Genomic DNA, 23,085 nt, shown 5'->3' on the forward strand with positions numbered 1-23,085 from the left:
CCTCCTTGCCTTAACCCACAACCAGGTTAAGCAGTTTGCCAGGGACATAAATCACTTTACGAACCGTGACGCCGTCCAGATATTTCGCGACCAGCGGTTCCTGAGCAGCGCGTTCGCGAACCTGTTCTTCGCTGGCGTCAGCGGCAACGGTAATTTTACCCCGTACTTTACCGTTAACCTGAACGACGACCAGTTTGGAGTCTTCCACCATCGCGTTCTCATCCGCAACCGGCCACGGCGCGGTATCCACATCGCCTTCACCTTGCAGCGCCTGCCACAGTGTGAAGCAAACGTGCGGCGTAAACGGATAGAGCATACGAACGACGGCCAGCAGTGTTTCCTGCGTCAGCGCGCGATCCTGATCGCTGTCCTGCGGCGCTTTCGCCAGCTTGTTCATCAGCTCCATGATGGCGGCGATCGCGGTGTTGAAGGTCTGGCGACGGCCGATATCATCGGTCACTTTAGCGATCGTTTTGTGCAGATCGCGGCGCAGTGACTTCTGATCTGCGGTCAGTGTGGCGACATCCAGCGCCACTACTGCACCTTTCTCTGTGTGCTCAAAGGCTTGTCTCCAGACGCGTTTCAGGAAGCGGTTTGCGCCTTCTACGCCGGATTCCTGCCATTCCAGCGTCATTTCTGCCGGAGAAGCAAACATCATGAACAGACGAACCGTATCCGCACCGTATTTCTCTACCATGACCTGCGGGTCGATGCCGTTGTTTTTGGACTTCGACATTTTGCTCATACCCGCGTAAACCACGTCACGGCCTTCGTTATCGACGGCTTTGACGATGCGTCCTTTCTCATCACGTTCAACGGTAACGTCGGTCGGAGAAACCCAGATGCGTTCGCCGTTATTACCCAGATAATAGAAAGCATCCGCCAGCACCATACCCTGACACAGCAGGCGTTTGGCCGGTTCATCAGACGTAACCAGACCTGCGTCGCGCATCAGTTTGTGGAAGAAGCGGAAATACATCAGGTGCATGATGGCGTGTTCGATACCGCCGACATATTGGTCAACGGGCAACCAGTAGTTGGCGGCAGCCGGATCTAACATCCCCTGATCGTACTGTGGGCAAGTATAGCGTGCGTAGTACCAGGAGGATTCCATAAAGGTGTCGAACGTATCCGTTTCACGCAGTGCTGGCTGACCGTTAACGGTGGTCTTCGCCCATTCTGGGTTAGATTTCAGCGGGCTGGTGATGCCATCCATCACGACATCTTCTGGCAGGATCACTGGCAACTGATCTTCTGGCGTCGGGATAACGGTGCCATCTTCCAACGTCACCATCGGAATGGGCGCGCCCCAGTAGCGCTGACGGGAGACACCCCAATCGCGCAGGCGATAGTTGACTTTACGCTCGCCGATGCCTTTTTCTACCAGCTTATCGGCAATGGCATTGAATCCAGCTTCGAAATCCAGACCGTCAAATTCGCCGGAATTGAACAGATTGCCCTTTTCGGTCATCGCCTCGGCGGACAGGTCAGGTTCACTGCCGTCGGCATTGAGAATAACCGGCTTGATGGACAGATCGTATTTGGTGGCAAATTCCCAGTCGCGCTGGTCGTGGCCCGGAACGGCCATGACTGCGCCTGTACCGTATTCCATCAGGACGAAGTTGGCGACCCAGATAGCGACTTTCTCACCGTTCAGCGGGTGAATCGCATGCAGGCCAGTGGCCATGCCTTTTTTCTCCATCGTCGCCATATCGGCTTCGGCGACTTTGGTATTACGGCATTCAGCAATGAAATCGGCCAGCGCTGGGTTGGTTGCAGCAGCTTGCGCAGCGAGAGGGTGACCGGCGGCAACAGCAACGTAGGTCACGCCCATGAACGTGTCTGGGCGCGTGGTGTAAACGCTCAGTTTCTCTTCACTGGCCGCCACATCAAAGGTGATTTCCACACCTTCAGAACGACCGATCCAGTTACGTTGCATGGTTTTGACCTGCTCAGGCCAGCTTTCCAGCGTATCCAGATCGTTCAGCAGTTGGTCTGCGTAAGCGGTGATTTTGATAAACCACTGTGGAATTTCTTTGCGTTCGACTTTGGTGTCACAGCGCCAGCAGCAGCCGTCGATAACCTGTTCGTTCGCCAAGACGGTCTGATCGTTCGGGCACCAGTTAACGGCAGAGGTTTTTTTATACACCAGACCTTTTTCGTACAACTTGGTGAAGAACCACTGTTCCCAGCGGTAGTAGTCTGGTTTACAGGTCGCGACTTCACGATCCCAATCATAGCCAAAGCCCAGCAGTTTGAGCTGGTTTTTCATGTAATCGATGTTGGCATAGGTCCAGGGCGCTGGCGCGGTATTATTTTTGACCGCAGCCCCTTCTGCTGGCAGACCAAACGCATCCCAACCGATCGGTTGCAGAACGTTTTTGCCCAACATGCGCTGATAGCGGGAAATCACGTCACCGATGGTGTAGTTACGGACGTGGCCCATATGTAGTCGACCAGAAGGGTAAGGTAGCATGGAAAGGCAATAGTATTTTTCCTTGCCAGGCTGTTCGGTGACTTTAAATGTCTGCTTCTCTTGCCAGTGAAGCTGGACGTCCGCTTCTATCTCTTCTGGGCGGTATTGCTCTTGCATGGCTGCCAGGGGTCCTGTTTAGTTAAGAATTGCTACGTGAGTAGCCTCTTCTGATTCATAACAAAAGATCCGCATAGCATAGCCGTAAGCGGCGCGGGCAACAACACCCAGCGCCCGACTGAGGAATATTTCTGCTCTGTGAGCGACATACTGCGAGGCGTTGCGCAAATTGGCGACAATTTATCAGGCGTACCGAAAAAATAATCTAAAATAGAGAGATAGGTAACGTATCGGTTTTGGCCAGCTATGCTAGACAGCGAATAGGCGTTCTTTACCACCCTTCAACCCGCTTAATTCAGGAGGAAGCATGAATAAACTAGCCCGCTATTATCGCGAGTTAATGGCTTCAGTGACGGCTCGGCTGAACAATGGTGAACGCGATCTCGACAGTCTGGTGCTGAGCGCCCGCAAAACCTTACAGGAAAGCTCGGGACTGACGCAGAAAGAAATAGAGCAGGTGATTCAGGCTGTTCAGCGCGATCTCGAAGAGTTTGCCCGCAGCTATAACGAAAGTCAGGACGAGTTTACCGACAGCGTTTTTATGCGAGTGATCAAGGAAAGTCTGTGGCAGGAGCTGGCGGATATTACGGATAAAACGCAACTGGAGTGGTGTGAGATCTTCAAAGATGTGAATCATCACGGGGTGTACCATAGCGGTGAAGTAGTGGGGCTCGGTAATCTGGTGTGTGAGAACTGCCATCATCATATTGCGTTCTACACGCCGGAAGTTTTGCCACTCTGCCCGAAATGCTCACATGACCTGTTCCACCGCCAGCCGTTTCAGCCGTAGAGCTGTAGGGGCGGTGAGCGGTGGTAATGGGTAGATCGTAAAGACGCTGCAAGTACGTCCCTGTAAGCTCGGATTGCGCCATCCATGGCGCAAACGCTTTACTCTTCTATCCCGTTACCACCGTTCTAGTCCTGCAAAGTATGCCTGCAGATATTAATGCAGGATTTTCGCCAGGAAGTCTTTAGCGCGTTCGGACTGTGGGTTATTGAAGAAATCCTCCTTGCGGGTATCTTCAACGATTTTGCCCTCATCCATAAAAATCACGCGGTGCGCCACTTTACGGGCAAAGCCCATTTCATGCGTGACGACCATCATGGTCATGCCTTCCTGCGCTAACTCAACCATGACGTCCAACACTTCGTTGATCATCTCTGGATCAAGCGCGGATGTCGGTTCGTCGAATAACATCGCGATAGGATCCATACACAGTGCGCGGGCAATCGCGACACGTTGCTGCTGGCCACCGGATAGCTGCCCAGGGAATTTGTTGGCGTGTGCCGCCAGCCCCACACGTTCTAACAGTTTCTGTGCTTTGGCTTTGGCGTCTTCGCGTTTACGCTTTAGCACTTTTACCTGCGCCAGCGTCAGGTTCTCGATAATCGACAGGTGTGGGAATAGTTCAAAGTGCTGGAACACCATCCCGACTTTGGAACGCAACTGAGCTAGATTGGTTTTTTTATCATTAACGGCGATGCCATTAACGGTAATTTCACCTTTTTGAATCGGTTCCAGCCCGTTTACGGTTTTGATCAGGGTTGATTTACCGGAGCCAGAAGGCCCGCAGACGACCACAACTTCACCTTTTTTGACTTCTGTGGAGCAGTCGGCTAGCACCTGAAATTGGCCATACCATTTAGAAACATTTTTCAGGGAAATCATCAAACCGTCCTTTTTTTCAGGTAACTGACCAGCATTGAGGCAGTAATGCTGAAGAGAAAATAAATGAACCCAGCAAATAGGATCATTTCAACTTGTGTTCCGTCACGCTCGCCGATGGTGGAGGCGGTACGGAAGAAATCAGCGAGGCTGAGTACATAAACCAGTGAGGTATCCTGAAACAGAACGATACCTTGCGTCAGCAACAGCGGCACCATGGCGCGGAATGCCTGTGGCAGAATAACCAGCTTCATGGATTGCCAGTGCGTCATACCTAATGCTAACGCTGCGGAAGATTGACCGCGCGATATGCTGAGGATACCCGCACGAATGATTTCCGAATAATAGGCTGCCTCGAACAGCGAGAAGGCTACCATAGCTGAAATCAGTCGAATATCGGTTTTCGGTGATAGCCCAAGCACATTTTGTAATAAGCTAGGAACCACCAGATAGAACCACAACAGCACCATGACGAGAGGAACGGAGCGGAACAGGTTCACATACAGTTTGGCGAACCAACTAATGGGCTTTATCGGCGACAGACGCATCACCGCGAGAATCGTCCCCCAGACAATCCCGAACACTACTGCCGTTAGCGTAATTTTGAGTGTGACGACCATCCCCTGAATCAGGTACGGCATACTTGGCCCAATTGAGCTCCAGTCAAATTCATACATGATTTATTTGCTCCCCATGTTGCCCGGTAAACGGGTTTTTCGCTCAACGACTTGCATGATCAACATAATAATGGCGTTGATGCCAACGTAGGCTAGCGTGATAGCGGTAAAAGATTCATACGCGTGGGCGGAATAATCCAGCAGTTTCCCTGCCTGTGCTGCCATATCAACCAGGCCAATCGTGGACGCGATAGCCGAGTTTTTTACCAGGTTCAGCATCTCTGACGTCAACGGCGGAACAATCACGCGGTACGCATTCGGCAGTAATACATAGCGATAGGTTTGCGGCAGTGTAAGGCCCATCGCCAGCCCGGCGGCTTTCTGCCCACGTGGTAAAGACTGAATCCCCGCACGTACCTGCTCACAAACGCGCGCTGCGGTGAAGAGCCCCAGACAAATCATCGATGACAGGAAGAATTGAATATTCGGGTCTAACTCGGCTTTAAACCACATGCCGATGTTGACGGGAAGCAGTTCGGGAACCACCAGATACCAGGTAAAAAATTGGACAATCAGTGGGACGTTGCGAAATAGCTCGACGTAGCAGGTACCAATGCCCGCAAGGAAACGATTTGGGACGGTACGCAGGATTCCAAATAAAGAACCAATGAGAAAAGCGATAATCCAGGCACAGATAGATAGTGTGACGGTGACTTGCAGACCGGACAAAATCCACCCGAGGTAGGTTGTGTTGCCGAAGGGGGCGGCTTGTAGAAATATGCCCCAGTTCCAATCTATTGACATAACGAACTCCGGTAAAAAAAGGGTAGCGGAGCTACCCTGAAGATTGATGAGCGGCCATATTCCCGTTCTGTTTCAAACTACAGGTGTAGTGTTTATTTTCCTGTTTATTGAAATTTCTTGGGCAACATGTGATGGGGAACGACCATCACATGCCTGTCTGTCCTGCCACGAATCAGCAATCAGAGGGCAGACGACTCTGCCCTTATTCTCATTATTAATTAGTTGAGCGCTTTGTCATTTGGCGCGTTGAACAGCGCTTTCATTTCGTCTGACAGGGCAAAGTTCAGGTTAAGATCTTTTGGTGGAATCGGCTGTTTGAACCAGCGATCGAACCATTTTTCAGCTTCACCGGAGGTCTGGACTTCGGCGATCGTGTCATCAACCAGTTTCTTGAATTGCGGATCGTCTTTACGCAACATGCAGCCGTAGGCTTCTTCAGATTGTGCCTTACCGACGATATCCCACTGATCGGCGCTTTTCGCTTTCGCGCGTTCGCCCGCCAACAGTGCATCATCCATCATAAAGGCGACTGCACGACCGCTTTCCAGCGTGCGGAAAGAGTCGCCATGGTCTTTCGCACTGATGATGCGCATCTTCAGTTGTTTTTCTTCATTCAGCTTATTCAGCAGAACTTCAGACGTTGTACCGGAGGTCACTACGACAGTTTTACCTGCCAAATCTGGGAAGTCTTTTACGCCGGAATCTTTTTTGGTTAACAGACGCGTACCGACAACGAAAATGGTATTAGAGAACGCGGCTTGTTTCTGACGCTCCAGGTTGTTGGTTGTTGAACCACATTCCAAATCGAATGTCCCGTTCTGTAACAGTGGGATGCGGTTTTGAGAAGTGATAGGGAGCAGTTTGACTTGCAGATTAGGCGCATCCAGTTTTTTCTTAATCGCGTCGACAATTTTGTCAGAGTAGGCCTGAGAATAGCCAACGACTTTCTGCGTATTATCGTAGTAAGAAAAAGGGACGGATGATTCGCGGTGGCCAATGACGATCACGCCATTATCCTTGACCTTTTTCAATGTACCGGCCAGATCTTCAGCCTGAGCTACGCTGGCGGCGGTGCCAAGCAGAAGCAGTGATAATGCCAGTTTACGCATTTGCATGTTCTAACTCCTTTGCTGTCGTTACAGTGCAATAGTTATCGCGCTGTCATTACTAACCATATGGTTAATGTGCCCGTTATCTTCACGTTAACATCGTATCTGTGTCGCTGAATCACTCATGACACTTTGCTACTTCTCTGTGATAACGCTGCACCGTTAAGGCGCGAAGTTACTGTCTATACAGTTAAAAAGTAGCTGATTGTAAATAGATTGAAATAGAAATGTTTGTTTTTTGCGATGTCCGCCGCACCAAATGGCAGCAATGTCAAAGGGTGGCACCAATTTGGTGCGTTACTTGCCCCAATAGAGCACCTTACGCCGACGTAATATCCAAAAAAATACAGAAACAACCATTTACAAGGTAATAAGAGGCAAATACCGTGCCACAAATAAAAAAAGCATGCAAAAGCATGCTCTTAGGGAAGTGAGGAGGCGCTGACTATCGGCGACGTAAACCAAAGAAAACGGCGGTGATACCGCCTAGCAGCGTAACGATCCAGAGCGGCCAGGAACCGAAGCGGGCATAAGGTGTTATTCCCGTTGCGGGAACGACCCGCGTGTCCAGCACTGCTCGTGTGAACTGCGGCAGACTGGCGCTGACCTGGCCATCTGGTGTAATCACCGCGGTGACGCCGTTGTTGGTACTACGCACCAGAGGACGCCCTAATTCTAGCGCACGCATACGCGCCATCTGGAAGTGTTGCCACGGGCCGATGGAGTGGCCGAACCAGGCATCGTTCGAGATGGTCAACAGCATATCGGTGTCTGGCCGGAAGTTATCACGCACCTGTTGGCCTAAGATAATTTCATAACAAATGGCGGCGTTGAGCTTGAAGCCATGGACAGAAAGCTGTGGCTGAACATAGTCCCCTTGGCTAAACGACGACATAGGAAGATCGAAGAACGGCGCCAGCGGACGCAGTAGCGTCTCCAATGGGACGAACTCGCCAAAAGGCACCAGATGATTTTTGTTGTAACGGTTCGTTGTGGGGTAGTGATACGGATTTTTATCGCCCAAAACGATCACTGAGTTATAAAAATCGGTTTTATTACCCTCACGCCGGATATCGACGATACCCGTAATCAGGCTGCTATTTCGGCTACGCAGGATATCGTCAATCTGCTTCAGATAGGCGCCCTGACGGCTTTCAATATCGGGAATAGCGGTTTCCGGCCAGATAACGATGGGCGCTTTGTCCATATAGGGCAGGCTGTTATCCAGATAGATTTTCAGCGTGTTCAACAGCTCGTCTTGTTCCCACTTCATAGCCTGCGGGATATTACCCTGTACCAGTGCGACATTAACGGCGCGTTCAGGTTGCAGGGTGTACCACTGCACGTTGCGCAGCGGCCATGATAAAACGAAAACGCCGATAGCAATGGCCGCTGGTAGGATTTTTCGCTGGTTGATGGCATAAACGAGTAGCCCGCTGAGGCTCATCAGCAGGAAGGTAATGGTGTCGATACCCAGAAGGGGCGCGATACCTTTCAGCGGGCCGTCAATTTGACTGTAGCCGAATTGCAACCACGGAAAACCGGTGAGCACCCAGCCGCGCAAAAATTCAGTTAGCTGCCAGAGCACAGGGGCAGCAAGCGTCAGACGCCACAGCGTTGTTTTCGGCGACAGTCGTGAGAGCAAGGCAGAAAACAGCAGGGGATAGAGCGACAAATAGGCTGCGAGCAGGATAACCAGCGCAATATTGACAGAGCCCGGCATCCCGCCAAATTGCGCAATACTGACGTAAACCCAGTTAACGCCGCTGCCGAACAGGCCCAATCCCCAGCAAAACCCTATCCAGGCTGACTGGCGAGCGGTGCGGTTGAGCGTCAGCGCTTGTAGACCCATGAGCGAGATAATCGCCGCAGGCCAGAAATCAAAGGGAGAAAACGCCAGCGTGCCACAGACACCAAATAAGAGCGCCAGCAGGGCTTTAACCTGCTGGCGTTGTAGAAAAGAAGCGACAACCATTGCCAAATTATTCTTCCAATTTTGGTTGAGAGGCATTGTCAGGAATTCTGACATGAACCTGAATAATACGGCGACTGTCTGCCATCGCAACTTTAAACAGGTAACCTTCTATGTCGATGGTTTCGCCACGAGCAGGAAGATGGCCGAAAGACTGCATGACCAAGCCACCGATGGTGTCGACTTCGTCATCGCTGAACCGTGTGCCGAAAGCCTCATTAAAATCTTCGATATCGGTTAACGCACGAACGGTGTAGGTCTGGCGGTTAAGCTGACGAATATCTCTGTCTTCTTCATCGTCATATTCGTCTTCTATTTCGCCGACAATCAGCTCAAGAATATCTTCAATCGTGACCAGGCCGGATACGCCACCAAACTCATCAATGACAATCGCCATGTGATAGCGCAGTGAGCGGAACTCATTCAGCATCCTATCAACGCGTTTACTTTCCGGCACAACCACGGCGGAACGCAGAACTTTATCCATACTGAACGGTTCGGAGTCGCTGCGCATAAACGGCAGCAAATCCTTGGCCATCAGGATGCCTTCAATGTGATCTTTATCTTCGCTAATGACGGGAAAACGAGAGTGGGCGGATTCGATAATCACGTCCAGACACTCTTCCAACGTTTGATCGCGTTTGAGCGTAATCATCTGCGAGCGAGGGATCATGATGTCGCGTACACGCTGATCGGCGATATCCATGACGCCTTCGAGCATATCTCGTGTTTCAGGATCGATCAGTTCATTCTGTTCGGAATCCCGAATCAGAGTGAGTAAATCGTTACGATCTTTTGGCTCGCCGTGAAAAAGCTGATTAAGAATAAGAGAAAAGAAGCCCTTTTTGGGACTGGGTGCATCGCTGTTTTGGGAATGGTCGTCGCTCATGCGTTTTAATTAACATCACTCTTGTTAAAGGATTATTGCCAGCAACTGGAAGCGGCACAGTGGCTGATGTGTAAAGACAAATGCCCGATATCTTCCCGATCTCGGGCTATACAAAATGTATTTCTGTTTATTCGGTGAGGCCATCTTTTTCTGCAAGGTAGGGATCGGCATAACCCATGCCCTGCATAATTTCGGTTTCCAGCGCTTCCATTTCTTCGGCTTCGCTGTCTTCGATATGGTCGTACCCTAGCAGATGCAGGCTACCATGGACAACCATGTGCGCCCAGTGCTCTTCTACGGTTTTTTCCTGCTCGGTGGCTTCGTGCTCCACCACCTGACGGCAGATGATTAAATCGCCAAGCAGAGGAAGTTCGACTTCAGGCGGTGCCTCAAAAGGAAATGACAGCACGTTGGTCGGCTTGTCTTTACCTCGATAGGTGTTATTCAGGTCTTGGCTCTCAGCTTCATCTACGATACGGATGGTGATTTCAGCGACGTCCTGAAACTGTGGCAGAACGCCTTCCAGCCAGCGCTGAAAGTCTTTTTCTTCTGGTAGCCCTTGTGCTTGCTCGCTGGCGATTTGTAAATCCAGAATCACCTGACTCATTTTTGCTCCTGATCGGATGCCGCTGCCTGCGCTTCACGCTTACGCTGTTCTGCTAAGGCGTCTTTACGTTTCTGTTCGGCATTTTCCCACGCTTCATAGGCATTCACAATCCGTGCAACCACCGGATGGCGCACTACGTCCTCGCTGTGGAAAAAGTTAAAGCTAATTTCTTCCACATCGGCCAGCACTTCAATTGCATGGCGTAAGCCGGATTTCAGATTTTTCGGCAGGTCGATCTGTGTGACGTCACCGGTGATAACCGCTTTTGAGTTGAACCCGATACGCGTCAGGAACATTTTCATCTGTTCGATGGTGGTGTTCTGGCTTTCATCCAGAATGATAAAGGCATCGTTCAGCGTGCGGCCACGCATGTAAGCCAGTGGCGCGACTTCAATTACGTTGCGTTCGATAAGCTTCTCGACGCGCTCGAAGCCCAGCATTTCAAACAGGGCATCATAAAGTGGGCGCAGGTATGGGTCGACTTTTTGGCTTAGATCGCCAGGTAGGAAGCCCAGCTTTTCGCCAGCTTCGACTGCCGGGCGCGTTAACAGAATTCGGCGAATATCCTGACGCTCCAACGCATCTACGGCGGCAGCGACAGCTAAGTAGGTTTTCCCCGTTCCCGCTGGGCCAACGCCGAACGTAATGTCGTGAGCGAGGATGTTGGCGACATACTGCGCCTGATTCGGCGTGCGCGGTTTGATCACACCGCGTTTGGTGCGAATATTGACCACTTTGCCATAGTCAGGAACGTGTTCCACAGACTGCTCCAGCACGCGAGATTCTTTAATCGCAAGGTGAATTTGCTCAGGATCGATATCACCGATGACACCACGTACCGGCGCAGTATCAACATACAGACGTTGCAGGATATCGGCGGCAGCTTGCGTCAACAGGCTTTTGCCAACCAGTTTGAACTGATTGTCTCGGCGATTGATCTCGATGCCTAAGCGGCGCTCTAGCTGTTTAATATTGTCATCAAACGGACCGCAAAGGCTGAGCAGGCGTTGGTTATCAGCGGGTTCAAGGGCAATCTCTTGTGTCGTTACGTTCAAATTATTCCTCTTGAGCGTTACTGTGCTGGCTCCATCCTGCCCGCACAAAGTGAACAGTAGTCAGACGGTCTGATGTGTCCGCCCTATGAGTGAATTATTCATCGTGAATGCCCGATGGTGCAAGTCACAATCATGATATTGGGATGCCGCCTCGCAAAAGCAAATGTAAGCGGCATGAAATTGAAACGGATTATTGGTGTAACAGCCTGCCATAAAAAATGGGTGGCAAAGCCACCCACAATAATATTCGAGCGAATGAACGTTGATTACGGTTGGTAGAACCCGACACCGATCTCGTTTTCTTTACGAGTGCGCGCAATCACGGAAGACGGTGATTCATGTACGCGCAGATCCATTTGATCTTCGGTGCGTACCACGATGCCACGCAATGAGTTGGTATAAACATCAACGATTTCGACATCGACGAATTTACCGATCATGTCCGGCGTACCTTCGAAGTTGACGACGCGGTTGTTTTCCGTACGGCCAGACAGTTCCATCACGCTCTTACGTGAGGTGCCTTCCACCAGAATACGCTGGACGGTGCCTAGCATGAGGCGACTAAATCGCATTGCTTGCTGGGTGATGCGTTCTTGCAGAAGATACAGACGCTGTTTTTTCTCTCCTTCCGGCACATCATCAACCATATCCGCAGCCGGCGTTCCCGGACGAGCGGAATAGACAAAGCTGTAGCTCATGTCGAAATTCACATCGGCAATCAACTTCATCGTCTGTTCAAAGTCAGCCTGCGTTTCGCCAGGGAAACCGACGATAAAATCAGAACTGATCAGGATACCCGGACGCGCATTGTGCAGTTTACGGATGATAGCTTTGTATTCCAATGCGGTATGGCGGCGCTTCATCATCGTCAATACGCGGTCAGAGCCGCTTTGCACTGGCAAATGCAGGAAGCTGACTAATTCCGGCGTGTCTTCATAAACGCTGATAATATCGTCTGTGAATTCAATCGGATGGCTGGTGGTAAAGCGAACACGGTCGATCCCGTCAATGGCGGCGACCAGACGCAGCAGCTCAGCAAAAGAGCAGATTTCACCGTCATAGGTTTCACCGCGATAGGCATTAACGTTTTGTCCTAAGAGGTTAACTTCACGCACGCCTTGCGCGGCCAACTGAGCGATTTCGAACAACACATCATCGCACGGGCGGCTGACTTCTTCGCCGCGGGTATAAGGCACCACGCAGAATGTGCAGTATTTATTACAGCCTTCCATGATGGAGACGAAGGCCGTCGGCCCATCGGCGCGTGGTTCTGGCAGGCGGTCGAATTTTTCGATTTCAGGGAAACTGATATCAACGATGGGGCTACGCGTGCCCTGAACGTGATTAATCATTTCCGGCAGGCGATGCAGGGTTTGCGGACCAAAAATAACGTCAACGTAGTGCGCACGTTCACGAATATGTGCACCTTCCTGCGAGGCAACACAGCCACCGACACCAATAATCAGGTTCGGATTAAGATCTTTCAGCGCTTTCCAGCGACCAAGTTGATGGAAGACCTTTTCCTGCGCCTTTTCACGGATCGAACAGGTATTGAGCAGCAGAACATCGGCTTCTTCAGCGATTTCAGTCAGCTCATAGCCGTGCGTACTTCCCAGTAAATCAGCCATTTTTGATGAATCGTACTCATTCATCTGACAGCCCCAGGTTTTAATATGCAGTTTTTTTGTCATCGACTTGCCATTACTCAGTGCGGATAAGAAAGATTCCCCTCATTTGGGCGGGGTATTGTAATCGTTCGCTGACGTTGTGACCAGCGCCGGAAACCACGCTGATTTGATAACCCCTTACTTTCTATAAAAACGCGGCTTTTCTGAAAAGTTACCCGCAAATCCAGTACACTATTTTCATGCATTTTTACTGGTGTGAATAAACCAGAACCAGAGAGGATAAAGCCAATATGCATTACGATGCGATTGTGGTTGGCGGTGGCATGGTCGGTGCGGCCGCCGCGCTTGGGCTGGCACAGCAAGGGTTTCAGGTTGCAGTGGTTGAGCAGGAAATGCCGACGCCGTTTGATGCCGCCAGTCCGCCAGATTTACGGATCTCGGCGATTGGCTATGCGTCGGTTGCGTTATTGAAAGAGCTGGGAGCATGGCAGCGAGTACAGCAGATGCGCAGTGCGCCCTACCGCCGGTTGGAAACCTGGGAATGGGCGAATGCCAGAGTCATTTTTGATGCTGCCGACATTCACCTGCCCGAACTGGGTTTTATGGTGGAAAATCGCGTGCTGCAACTGGCGCTCTGGGAAAGTTTGCAGGAAGAGGATCGCTGCCAATGCTATTGCCCGGCTACGCCGCAGAACCTGCAACGCACAGATAATGGCTGGTGTTTACAGCTTGCTGACGGGCAGACACTGACGGCTGCGCTGGTGATGGGTGCCGATGGCGCGAATTCTCAAGTTCGGCAGTGGGCGGGGATTGGTATCAGCGGCTGGCAGTATCGTCAGTCTTGTATGTTGATCGGCGTAGAGACCTCGCAACCGCAGCAGGATGTAACCTGGCAGCAGTTCACGCCGAGTGGCCCGCGTGCATTTTTACCGCTGTTTGAGCAATGGGGATCGCTGGTGTGGTATGACAGCCCGCAACGTATTCGCCAGCTTCAGGCGATGCCGCTTGTACAGCTGGATAAAGAAATTGCGGCCGCGTTTCCTGAGCGATTGGGCACGGTCAAGGCGCTCTCCGCCGGATCATTTCCGCTGGTCAGACGCCATGCGCAAACTTATATCAAGCCCGGTTTGGTACTGTTGGGCGATGCTGCGCATACCATTAATCCGCTGGCGGGACAGGGCGTTAATCTCGGATATCGTGACGTTGAGGCGCTGCTGGATGTGTTGATCAACGCACGTAATGCGGGGGAAGAATGGGCTTCTGAGCGCGTGTTACGCCGTTATCAGTGCCGCCGTATGCCGGACAACCTGATGATGCAAAGCGGGATGGATTTATTCTATAACGCATTCAGTAACGCGCTACCGCCGCTGAGCTTTGCACGCAATATGGCGCTGATGGTCGCACAGCGCGCTGGTGTGTTAAAACAGCGCGCCTTGAAATATGCCATTGGTGTTTGATTGATGATAGTGGGGACGCCGCCGTTACTGCACTGGCTCGGCGGTGAAGATAATATCGGTGTCCTCATTGGTTGTTGTTGTAAAGCGAACCTTTCCTACCTGCCGAACGCCTTTACCTGAGGTCTGGCTATCCTGAAGCAGGCCGAACATCATCTCGGTGACCTCAGGGCTTTCAAGATTGTTCTCGTCCAATAGTGCAGAAAGCGCGGCTGTGATGATTTGCAAATTCTGTCTTGTCGCTTCGGCGGATTCTGATGTGGCGCTGAGTAGTACGAGTCCATTAAGCTGTTGGCTTGTACTCTCTACCGACCCAATTAATCCAACATGCTCGTTAAAAATGTGTTGAAAGTCATCGACAGATGTTCCCTTTTCCAGATTAATGGTCAACTTGAGAGGGATATTGAGTTTCGTCAGATTGGCATTCATTCGGTCAGCGAACGTTTGCGACGACATCGTGAAAGCAGGGGCGCTGGCGGCATAAGTTTGTGTAATGAAGCAAAACAGCAGCGCTACGCTGAGTAGCAGCTTGCTCAATTGCGCACGTATGACAGACCATCGCGATTGGCCGACGTCATTTTGCTGTGGCTGCACAACGTGGCTGAAATCATGAGTCACAGAGGATGTAGATAAAACCTTCATGCTCGCCCTTTTAGGAAAATCGAATGATTGATTGGGATATGTTAGCACCAGACTATGCTAATAACAGACGATGTTAATACCAGACATAACAAAACGGGGCGACATCTTTCGATTGTCGCCCCGTTTCTGAGCTATTTTACGAGCTTTATTTGGCTGGGGTACGAGGATTCGAACCTCGGAATGCCGGAATCAGAATCCGGTGCCTTACCGCTTGGCGATACCCCAAAAATGTGGTGGCTACGACGGGAATCGAACCTGTGACCCCAGCATTATGAGTGCTGTGCTCTAACCAGCTGAGCTACGTAGCCAAATGTACTGCTATTGTTACTGCATTTCAACAAAATCTTCTACTATCAAGTAGATGGCTGGGGTACCTGGATTCGAACCAGGGAATGCTGGTATCAAAAACCAGTGCCTTACCGCTTGGCGATACCCCAACAGAACAACAATTTTTAGCATGTATTATGAAATGGCTGGGGTACCTGGATTCGAACCAGGGAATGCCGGTATCAAAAACCGGTGCCTTACCGCTTGGCGATACCCCAATCACTACAAAACACTAACAGGCTTCGAAAAGCGATGTTAAGCCGAAAAAATAACATGGTGCGGGAGGCGAGACTTGAACTCGCACACCTTGCGGCGCCAGAACCTAAATCTGGTGCGTCTACCAATTTCGCCACTCCCGCAAAAGATGGTGGCTACGACGGGAATCGAACCTGTGACCCCAGCATTATGAGTGCTGTGCTCTAACCAGCTGAGCTACGTAGCCATCTTTTCCGCGTCACCTTCATCGGCGTTGCGGGGCGCATTATGCGTAGTTGGCCTAATTGCGTCAACTAGTTTTTTCCCGAAAAGTGTCCTCAGTGTACCGTTTGTTTGGGTTGTGAACAGTATGGTGAGAAAAGCGCCAAAAAGCACGAAATCCCAGTCAATTAAGCGTACAAAAACGAGCCATGAAAGGCCCGTTGATTGACGAAATTAAATCAAATTATTTGTAGGCAGATTGGTGCACACCAACCGCGCGGCCTGATGGATCATCCAGTTTTTTGAAGGATTCATCCCACTCAATCGCTTTAGCAGACGAACAGGCGACTGACGGGCCGCCAGGCACACATTCTGCTGCGCTTGGAACGGGGAACAATTCTTCGAAGATTTCACGGTACAGATACGCTTCTTTGGAGCCCGGCGTGTTGTACGGGAAGCGAAAACGTGCGGTTTCCAATTGTTGATCGGTAACCTGATTGGCTGCCACTTCTTTAAGCGTGTCGATCCAGCTGTAGCCCACGCCGTCAGAGAACTGTTCTTTCTGACGCCATGCAACGCTGTGCGGCAGGTAGGATTCAAAGCACTCGCGCAGGATGTGTTTTTCCATCTTGCCGTTGCCACACATTTTGTCTCGTGGGTTGATGCGCATCGCGACATCGAGGAAGTTTTTGTCCAGGAATGGTACGCGAGCTTCCACGCCCCAGGCTGACATCGCTTTGTTGGCGCGGGCGCAGTCGTACTGGTGCAGTGCTAGCAGCTTACGCACGGTTTCTTCATGCAGTTCTTTGGCGTTTGGCGCTTTGTGGAAATAGAGGTAGCCGCCGAATACTTCGTCAGAACCTTCACCAGACAGCACCATCTTGATGCCCATCGCTTTGATTTTGCGGGACATCAGGTACATCGGCGTTGAAGCGCGAATCGTGGTGACGTCATAGGTTTCGATGTGATAAATCACGTCGCGAATTGCATCCAGCCCTTCCTGCACGGTGAAGTGAATTTCGTGATGCACGGTGCCTAAGTGGTTAGCCACTTCCTGCGCCGCTTTCAAATCTGGCGCACCTTCCAAACCGACAGCGAAAGAGTGCAACTGAGGCCACCAGGCTTCACTGCGCTCGTCATCTTCTACGCGACGGGCGGCATATTTTTTAGTGATTGCAGAGATAACGGAAGAATCCAGGCCGCCAGAGAGCAACACGCCGTAGGGCACGTCAGACATCAGGTGGCTTTTCACCGCTTCTTCCAGCGCATCGCGCAGCGCTTCTTTATCCGTTTCGTTGTCTTTTACTGCGTCGTAATCAAACCAGTCACGTTGGTAATATTCGCGAATTTCGCCGTCTTTGCTCCACAGATAGCTGCCCGCTGGGAATTCTTTGATGGTGCGACAAACTGGCACCAACGCTTTCATTTCAGAGGCGACGTAGAGGTTACCGTGCTCATCGTAACCCATATACAGTGGGATGATACCGAGGTGATCACGGCCAATCAGGTAGGCGTCTTTTTCGCTGTCATACAGGGCAAAGGCGAACATACCGCGCAGTTCATCCAGGAATTCAGGGCCTTTTTCCTGATACAGGGCGAGGATGACTTCGCAGTCGGAGCCAGTCTGAAACGCGTAACGGTCGCCATATTGCTGACGCAATGCCTGATGGTTATAAATTTCACCGTTAACGGCCAGAATGTGGGTGCGCTCGGCATTGTAAAGCGGCTGTGCGCCCGTGTTGACGTCAACGATAGACAGACGTTCATGCGCCAGAATGGCTTTGTCGCTGGCATACACACCGGACCAGTCTGGGCCGCGGTGACGCATTAAACGGGATAATTCCAGCGCTTTCTTACGCAGTTCAACAGGATCGCTTTTCAGATCAAGCACACCAAAAATAGAACACATACATGACTCCCAGTAATTACGAATTCGACCTTAGTGGTATTGATTTAGCATCAAAACGCCATAGGAATTCAATATTGATTAATGAAAAAAGCTATTCATATGATGTTTCGTTAATTTATTCGTGACTTTAGTGTTGATTCGTCAAATTAATAGAAGGGAAAAGCCGAATTTTTAGGGATTATATAATCCGGCCAGAAAGGGAATCAGGCGTTTTCGAGCAATTGCTGTAGCAGCACACCGTTTAGCATCGCCCGTTTGACCAACGCGAACGCGCTGATAGCGGAAAGATGATTGAGGCTGGAGACCTCAATTGGCAGGTTATGACGAAATTCTTTCAGTACCTGCGTGTTGATGCAGCGCTGAATTGCAGGAAGCAGCGTTTTTTCTGCTTCGGTAATTTCACCCGCAATGACGACTTTCTGAGGATTGAACAGATTGATCGCGATGGACAGTGCTTTGCCGAGATTGAGCCCAGCCTGTTCGATAACTTCACAGGCGAGGGCATCACCTCGATTTGCCGCTTTGCAAATCGTAGAAATCGTACAGTTGTCGGTAGAAAGCTTGCTGGGGTAGCCCTGACCCAGCAGGTGTCGTACGCGCTGTTCAATGGCGGCGTTGGCGACGATAGTTTCCAGACAGCCGAAATTACCGCAGTGGCAACGATCGCCGAGTGGATCGATCTGGATATGGCCGATCTCGCCCACGTTGCCGTTACTGCCGAGAAAAATTTGTCCGTTGACGAGAATACCCGCCCCCGTACCCCGATGGACGCGTACCAGAATGGAATCTAGCGAGTCGTGGGTGGCACCGAAGTAGTGTTCGGCCAGTGCCAGACTGCGGATATCGTGACCGACAAAGCTAGTAACGTTGAAGTGACGTTGCAGGTTTTCAACCAGTTGCCAGTTATTTACACTTATATGTGGCATATAACGGACAATGCCCGCAACAGGATCAACCAACCCCGGCAGCACCACAGAAATTGCAATAAGCTCGCGGATACGGCGCTGGTGGCTGACGATAAAGTCGCTGATAGACTGAAAAAGCACGGCTTCCAGCGATGCCTGCGTTTTTTCTTGCAGTTCGTAGTGTGCCTCTTCCAGTGCTTTTCCCTGCAAATCGTATAACGCAATGGTGGCGTCGTAACGGCCGAGACGAACGGCGATGGTATGGAAAGGACGATTTTCGGTGATAATCGAAATGGCGCGTCTGCCGCCGGTGGAGGCTTGCTGATCGACTTCTTTGATGAGCCCACGTTCCAGAAGCTGGCGGGTGATTTTGGTGACGCTGGCGGGTGCAAGCTGGCTCTGTTCTGCTATCTGAATTCGTGAGATCGGGCCTTGCTGATCAATCAGGCGGTAAACCACCGCGCTGTTTAATTGTTTAACCAGATCGACATTCCCTATCTGCGCTTGTCCGCCTGTGGTCATTAAGAAATTACTCGCTTAGGTTTAACTCAACGTTGGGTAAACGTTATCTCCGGTTACCCAACGAATTTCCGCGTTACCCCAAGGCGTTTCTCGTTTTATCCCCAAACAGGATTACCGCTAACAAACGTCTTGAGAATGTGATAGTCACGGTCAAAGACGGTCAGGTTGGCCACTTTACCGCTTTCAATACTGCCTAACTGCTTATCGACGCCGATGGCGCGAGCGGGATAGAGCGTTGCCATCCGAATCGCTTCATCCAGCGCAATACCCGCGTGTTCGACGCTATTACGCACGGCGTCAATCATAGTCAGTGCCGAGCCGCTCAGGGTGCCGTGTTCATCGACACAAACGCCATCACGGTAGTATATGGTTTTACCAGCAAAAATGAACTGGTCAATATCCGCACCTGCGGGAGCCGTGGCGTCGGTCACCAGCACCAGTTTATCTCCCTTGATACGTTTACTGTTGCGAATATTGGCCCAGTCAACGTGTCGTCCATCCGCGATAATACCGCAATAGACTTCCGGGGCGTCGTAAATCGCGCCAACGAGCCCAGGTTCGCGGCCAGTCAGATACGGCATGGCGTTGAACAGGTGGGTGGCGAAACGAATACCCGCGGCAAAACCCCGCTTAGCCTGTTCCCAGGTGGCATTGGAATGCCCAGCAGAGACGATGATACCCGCCGCTGTCAACTGGCGGATGAACGACGGCTCGACTTCTTCCGGTGCCAGCGTGATTTTCGTAATGGCATCTGCATTGGCGCACAAAAAGTCGACCAGTTCTTGCGTCGGTTGACGAATAAAAGCAGGGTCATGCGTGCCTTTCTTTAGCACATTCAGCCACGGACCTTCGAGATGCAGCCCAAGCGCCTGATGCTGATTCTGCGTCAGCCAGTTTCTCATCACGTTGATGCTGTGCTTCATGAACGCATCGCTGGAGGTAATCAGCGTAGGTAAAAAGCTGGTGCAGCCTGAACGCTGGTTCGCTTGCTGCATGATCTCCAGCGTGTCGACGGAGATTGTGTCCAGCGAGTCATTAAACTGCACGCCGCCGCAGCCGTTCAGTTGGAGATCGATAAACCCCGGCGCGAGAAACGCGCCGCCCAGGTCGTGTTGTTCAATGTCGGCAGGAAGCTCGGCAAGTGGGCAGACCTGCTCGATCAGCCCATCGGCAATCACGACAGCGTGATTATCCAGAATCTGATGGCCGGTAAAAATCCGGCTATGGGTTAACGCGTACATCATCAACTCCCGCGATCGGTTAGAGATTTTTCATACTTTCCGTTTCTAACTCACGGAAATATTTAACAGTTTTCACCTTCAGCTCCATTGTTGAAGGCTCGTCACAAACCATGATGGCTTTGGCGTGAAGTTGCAGACAGCTGATGGTCCACATATGGTTGACGTTACCTTCTACCGCAGCCTGTAGCGCTTGTGCTTTGTTGCGTCCGGTCACCAGAATCATCACTTCTTCGGCATCCAGCAGCGTCCCAACGCCCACGGTTAGGGCGAATTTAGGCACCAGGCTGACGTCCCCGCCGAAGAAACGGGAATTCGCGATACGGGTTTCTTCCGTCAACGTTTTGATGCGGGTGCGGGAAGCCAGAGAAGAAGCGGGTTCATTGAAGGCGATATGCCCATCATTGCCCACGCCTCCCATGAAAAGATGAATTTTCCCGTAGGATTTTATTTTCTCTTCATAGCGGCGACATTCTGCTGTGGTGTCTTCGGTGTTGCCGTTCAACAGGTTAATGTTTTCACGCGGAATATCAATGTGATTGAAGAAATTCTGATACATGAAGGTATGATAGCTTTCTGGGTGGTCGGTTGGCAGGCCGACATATTCATCCATATTAAAGGTCACAACATATTTGAAGCTCACCAGGCCAGCGTTATGCATGGCGACCAGCGATTTGTAAGCCTCCAGCGGTGAACTGCCTGTTGGTAACCCGAGGATGAAAGGGCGATCTGCGCTGGGCTTGTAAGTGTTAATTCTTTCAACGATGTGGCGGGCGGCCCATTTTCCGACGTCGGCGGCGGTGGTTAAAGGAATGAGTCTCATCAGCGCTCTCCTGATTTTCTAGTGGAATTAAATACGTTATTGCGAAAATCGCGCCAACTGCGCGTTTAGTCTATGCATTAAAATTAGTTTACTCTGTTTTTTTTAATCTTGAAATAAGTTGGGATTTTATTCAGGTATAAACTTTTTGTATGCAGTTTTTTGGTGACTTTTATCACATAATTACGGGGTTTAATTTGTGTAGCGAATTATTTTTCTTACACTCCCCCTGGAACCACCGCTGGCCATGTTTTTTAACAATGAAGCTTTCGACAGTGAAGTTTTTCGGCAGTGAAATTGATTGGCAGGTTTGTTTGCCCCACAACATTTCATTTACCTCGCAAAGGTAAGAGAGGGAAAAGTGAGTACTCTGAGCTATTTACAAAAAGTCGGTCGGGCATTGATGGTGCCTGTCGCGACGCTGCCTGCTGCCGCTATCCTGATGGGGATAGGTTATTGGATTGATCCGGTTGGCTGGGGAAGTGAGAACGCGTTGGCGGCACTTCTCATCAAATCGGGTGAGGCGATTATCGGGCATATGGCGATGCTGTTTGCGGTCGGCGTTGCTTACGGTATGTCGAAAGATAAGGATGGTGCGGCAGCCTTGACCGGTTTTGTCGGTTATCTGGTGCTGACTACGCTGTGTTCACCTGCCGTGGTTGCTATGATCCAACGCATCCCCGTTGAACAGGTGCCCGCTGCGTTTGGCAAGATTGAAAACCAGTTCATCGGGATTCTTGTCGGTGTCATGTCCGCTGAGCTGTATAACCGCTTCAGTCAGGTTGAATTGACTAAAGCGCTGTCGTTCTTCAGCGGACGCCGTCTGGTGCCGATTCTGGTGTCTTTCCTAATGATTCTGGTCGCGTTCATTTTAATGTACGTCTGGCCGGTCATTTACAATGCTCTGGTATCATTCGGCGAATACATTCAGCAGTTGGGTTCGGTTGGCGCCGGGGTTTACGCCTTCTTTAACCGCTTGCTGATTCCTGTTGGGTTACACCATGCGTTGAATTCCGTGTTCTGGTTTGATGTCGCGGGTATCAACGATATTCCTAACTTCCTGGCGGGTCAGCAGTCTATCGATTCTGGCAAAGCCTTGGTGGGGATCACCGGACGTTATCAGGCGGGTTTCTTCCCGATTATGATGTTTGGCTTGCCGGGAGCCGCGCTGGCGATTTACCACTGCGCACGCCCTGAGAACAAAAGCAAAGTGGCCGGGATTATGCTGGCGGCAGCGTTTGCTTCATTCTTCACTGGGATCACCGAGCCGCTGGAATTTTCGTTTATGTTTGTTGCGCCCGTGCTGTATTTCCTGCATGCGTTACTGACAGGGGTTTCCGTCTTTATTGCTGCGAGCATGCATTGGATCGCTGGTTTTGGTTTCAGTGCTGGTTTGGTGGACATGGTGCTGTCTTCGCGTAACCCGCTTGCCACTCAGTGGTACATGCTGCTCGCACAGGGGCTGGTATTCTTCGTCATTTACTATGTCGTGTTCCGTTTTACCATCACGCGTTTCAATCTGTTAACGCCGGGGCGCGAGTTGGCAGTGAGCGGTAGCGAGGCCGATGGCTATGACGTGATTAAGGCATCTTCAGGTAAGAAGTCAAACGATACAGCTGAATTGGCACAGGGGTATTTGCAGGCGCTTGGTGGCAAAGCCAATCTGATTGGTATCGATGCCTGTATCACGCGTTTGCGTTTGAACGTGGCTGATTCCTCTCTGGTTGATGATGCACTGGCGAAACGTCTTGGCGCGGCGGGTGTGATTCGCCTGAATAAACAAAGCGTACAGATTGTCGTGGGTACGCAGGCTGAATCGATCGCCACTGCGCTGAAAGCCGAGTATGACAAAATATAATAGTATGACAAGGCGTAATATAATGGCGGTGGTGGTGTAACGCCGTGTCATGT

General features: G+C 51.0%; 18 protein-coding genes and 6 tRNA genes. 3 read left to right on the top strand and 21 right to left on the bottom strand.

Translation table 11 applies throughout. The features are described 5' to 3' along the window. Positions 1 to 10: 10 nt before the first annotated feature. Positions 11 to 2,593: a leucine--tRNA ligase gene (leuS, locus tag AACH44_RS05940; protein WP_261848840.1), complete on the bottom strand. Its 2,583-nt coding sequence runs from the start codon at positions 2,591 to 2,593 to the stop codon at positions 11 to 13. Between the two features lie 307 nt (positions 2,594 to 2,900). Between leuS and AACH44_RS05945 the strand changes: the two genes are divergently transcribed. Continuing rightward, positions 2,901 to 3,383, top strand: coding sequence for a zinc ribbon-containing protein (locus tag AACH44_RS05945; RefSeq protein ID WP_261848841.1), 483 nt, complete (start codon positions 2,901 to 2,903; stop codon positions 3,381 to 3,383). A 153-nt stretch (positions 3,384 to 3,536) separates the two neighbouring features. Here AACH44_RS05945 and AACH44_RS05950 read toward each other — a convergent pair whose 3' ends face one another. The 9 genes from AACH44_RS05950 to miaB form a co-directional block, all read right to left on the bottom strand. Beyond that, positions 3,537 to 4,262: an amino acid ABC transporter ATP-binding protein gene (locus AACH44_RS05950; RefSeq protein WP_261848842.1), complete on the bottom strand. Its 726-nt coding sequence runs from the start codon at positions 4,260 to 4,262 to the stop codon at positions 3,537 to 3,539. After that, positions 4,262 to 4,936, bottom strand: coding sequence for a glutamate/aspartate ABC transporter permease GltK (gene gltK, locus AACH44_RS05955; RefSeq protein WP_129703561.1), 675 nt, complete (start codon positions 4,934 to 4,936; stop codon positions 4,262 to 4,264). Before gltK ends, AACH44_RS05950 begins: the two co-directional genes overlap by 1 nt. A gap of 3 nt (positions 4,937 to 4,939) precedes the next feature. Then, entirely contained in the window at positions 4,940 to 5,680 is a 741-nt protein-coding gene (locus AACH44_RS05960; protein WP_010285409.1) for an amino acid ABC transporter permease, read from the bottom strand. Positions 5,681 to 5,898: 218 nt separating this feature from the next. Beyond that, positions 5,899 to 6,795 (bottom strand): amino acid ABC transporter substrate-binding protein, encoded by an 897-nt coding sequence (locus AACH44_RS05965; RefSeq protein ID WP_261848843.1) that lies wholly within the window; start codon positions 6,793 to 6,795, stop codon positions 5,899 to 5,901. Between the two features lie 439 nt (positions 6,796 to 7,234). Next, complete coding sequence (gene lnt, locus AACH44_RS05970; protein WP_261848934.1) at positions 7,235 to 8,764, bottom strand: apolipoprotein N-acyltransferase; 1,530 nt, start codon at positions 8,762 to 8,764, stop codon at positions 7,235 to 7,237. Between the two features lie 7 nt (positions 8,765 to 8,771). After that, on the bottom strand, positions 8,772 to 9,650 hold the full coding sequence (gene corC, locus AACH44_RS05975; RefSeq protein WP_261848844.1) for a CNNM family magnesium/cobalt transport protein CorC: 879 nt from the start codon (positions 9,648 to 9,650) through the stop codon (positions 8,772 to 8,774). Positions 9,651 to 9,777: 127 nt separating this feature from the next. Then, positions 9,778 to 10,257 (bottom strand): rRNA maturation RNase YbeY, encoded by a 480-nt coding sequence (gene ybeY / locus AACH44_RS05980; RefSeq protein ID WP_261848845.1) that lies wholly within the window; start codon positions 10,255 to 10,257, stop codon positions 9,778 to 9,780. After that, the gene (locus AACH44_RS05985; protein ID WP_261848846.1) at positions 10,254 to 11,312 is read right to left on the bottom strand and encodes a PhoH family protein; all 1,059 of its coding nucleotides are present in this window, start codon (positions 11,310 to 11,312) and stop codon (positions 10,254 to 10,256) included. The genes ybeY and AACH44_RS05985 overlap by 4 nt, the downstream gene beginning before the upstream one ends. Positions 11,313 to 11,578: 266 nt before the next feature. Beyond that, positions 11,579 to 13,003, bottom strand: coding sequence for a tRNA (N6-isopentenyl adenosine(37)-C2)-methylthiotransferase MiaB (gene miaB, locus AACH44_RS05990; RefSeq protein ID WP_261848847.1), 1,425 nt, complete (start codon positions 13,001 to 13,003; stop codon positions 11,579 to 11,581). Between the two features lie 227 nt (positions 13,004 to 13,230). Here miaB and ubiF point away from each other — a divergent pair, with 227 nt between their 5' ends. Then, positions 13,231 to 14,397, top strand: a complete 1,167-nt coding sequence (gene ubiF / locus AACH44_RS05995; protein ID WP_261848848.1) for a 3-demethoxyubiquinol 3-hydroxylase — start codon at positions 13,231 to 13,233, stop codon at positions 14,395 to 14,397. A 24-nt stretch (positions 14,398 to 14,421) separates the two neighbouring features. Here ubiF and AACH44_RS06000 read toward each other — a convergent pair whose 3' ends face one another. The 11 genes from AACH44_RS06000 to nagB form a co-directional block, all read right to left on the bottom strand. Beyond that, positions 14,422 to 15,036: a hypothetical protein gene (locus AACH44_RS06000; RefSeq protein WP_261848849.1), complete on the bottom strand. Its 615-nt coding sequence runs from the start codon at positions 15,034 to 15,036 to the stop codon at positions 14,422 to 14,424. A 150-nt stretch (positions 15,037 to 15,186) separates the two neighbouring features. Then, positions 15,187 to 15,261 (bottom strand) — tRNA-Gln (locus tag AACH44_RS06005). A 6-nt stretch (positions 15,262 to 15,267) separates the two neighbouring features. After that, positions 15,268 to 15,344: transfer RNA gene (locus AACH44_RS06010), tRNA-Met, on the bottom strand. Between the two features lie 54 nt (positions 15,345 to 15,398). Next, positions 15,399 to 15,473: transfer RNA gene (locus AACH44_RS06015), tRNA-Gln, on the bottom strand. Between the two features lie 33 nt (positions 15,474 to 15,506). Continuing rightward, a tRNA-Gln gene (locus AACH44_RS06020) sits at positions 15,507 to 15,581 on the bottom strand. A 56-nt stretch (positions 15,582 to 15,637) separates the two neighbouring features. Beyond that, positions 15,638 to 15,722, bottom strand: a tRNA-Leu gene (locus tag AACH44_RS06025). A 6-nt stretch (positions 15,723 to 15,728) separates the two neighbouring features. Beyond that, a tRNA-Met gene (locus AACH44_RS06030) sits at positions 15,729 to 15,805 on the bottom strand. A 219-nt stretch (positions 15,806 to 16,024) separates the two neighbouring features. Further along, positions 16,025 to 17,689: an asparagine synthase B gene (gene asnB, locus AACH44_RS06035; protein WP_039472522.1), complete on the bottom strand. Its 1,665-nt coding sequence runs from the start codon at positions 17,687 to 17,689 to the stop codon at positions 16,025 to 16,027. Positions 17,690 to 17,892: 203 nt separating this feature from the next. After that, a complete protein-coding gene (nagC, locus tag AACH44_RS06040; RefSeq protein WP_261848850.1) occupies positions 17,893 to 19,116 on the bottom strand; it encodes a DNA-binding transcriptional regulator NagC in 1,224 nt (407 codons plus the stop codon). A 95-nt stretch (positions 19,117 to 19,211) separates the two neighbouring features. Then, entirely contained in the window at positions 19,212 to 20,357 is a 1,146-nt protein-coding gene (gene nagA / locus AACH44_RS06045) for an N-acetylglucosamine-6-phosphate deacetylase (RefSeq protein WP_261848935.1), read from the bottom strand. Between the two features lie 19 nt (positions 20,358 to 20,376). Next, entirely contained in the window at positions 20,377 to 21,177 is an 801-nt protein-coding gene (gene nagB, locus AACH44_RS06050) for a glucosamine-6-phosphate deaminase (RefSeq protein ID WP_261848851.1), read from the bottom strand. A gap of 358 nt (positions 21,178 to 21,535) precedes the next feature. On the opposite strand from nagB, the gene nagE reads away from it, so the two are divergent. Further along, positions 21,536 to 23,032: an N-acetylglucosamine-specific PTS transporter subunit IIBC gene (nagE, locus tag AACH44_RS06055; protein WP_261848852.1), complete on the top strand. Its 1,497-nt coding sequence runs from the start codon at positions 21,536 to 21,538 to the stop codon at positions 23,030 to 23,032. The last annotated feature ends 53 nt before the right edge of the window (positions 23,033 to 23,085 follow it).

Source organism: Pectobacterium araliae (genome assembly GCF_037076465.1).
GTDB classification, from domain to species: domain Bacteria; phylum Pseudomonadota; class Gammaproteobacteria; order Enterobacterales; family Enterobacteriaceae; genus Pectobacterium; species Pectobacterium araliae.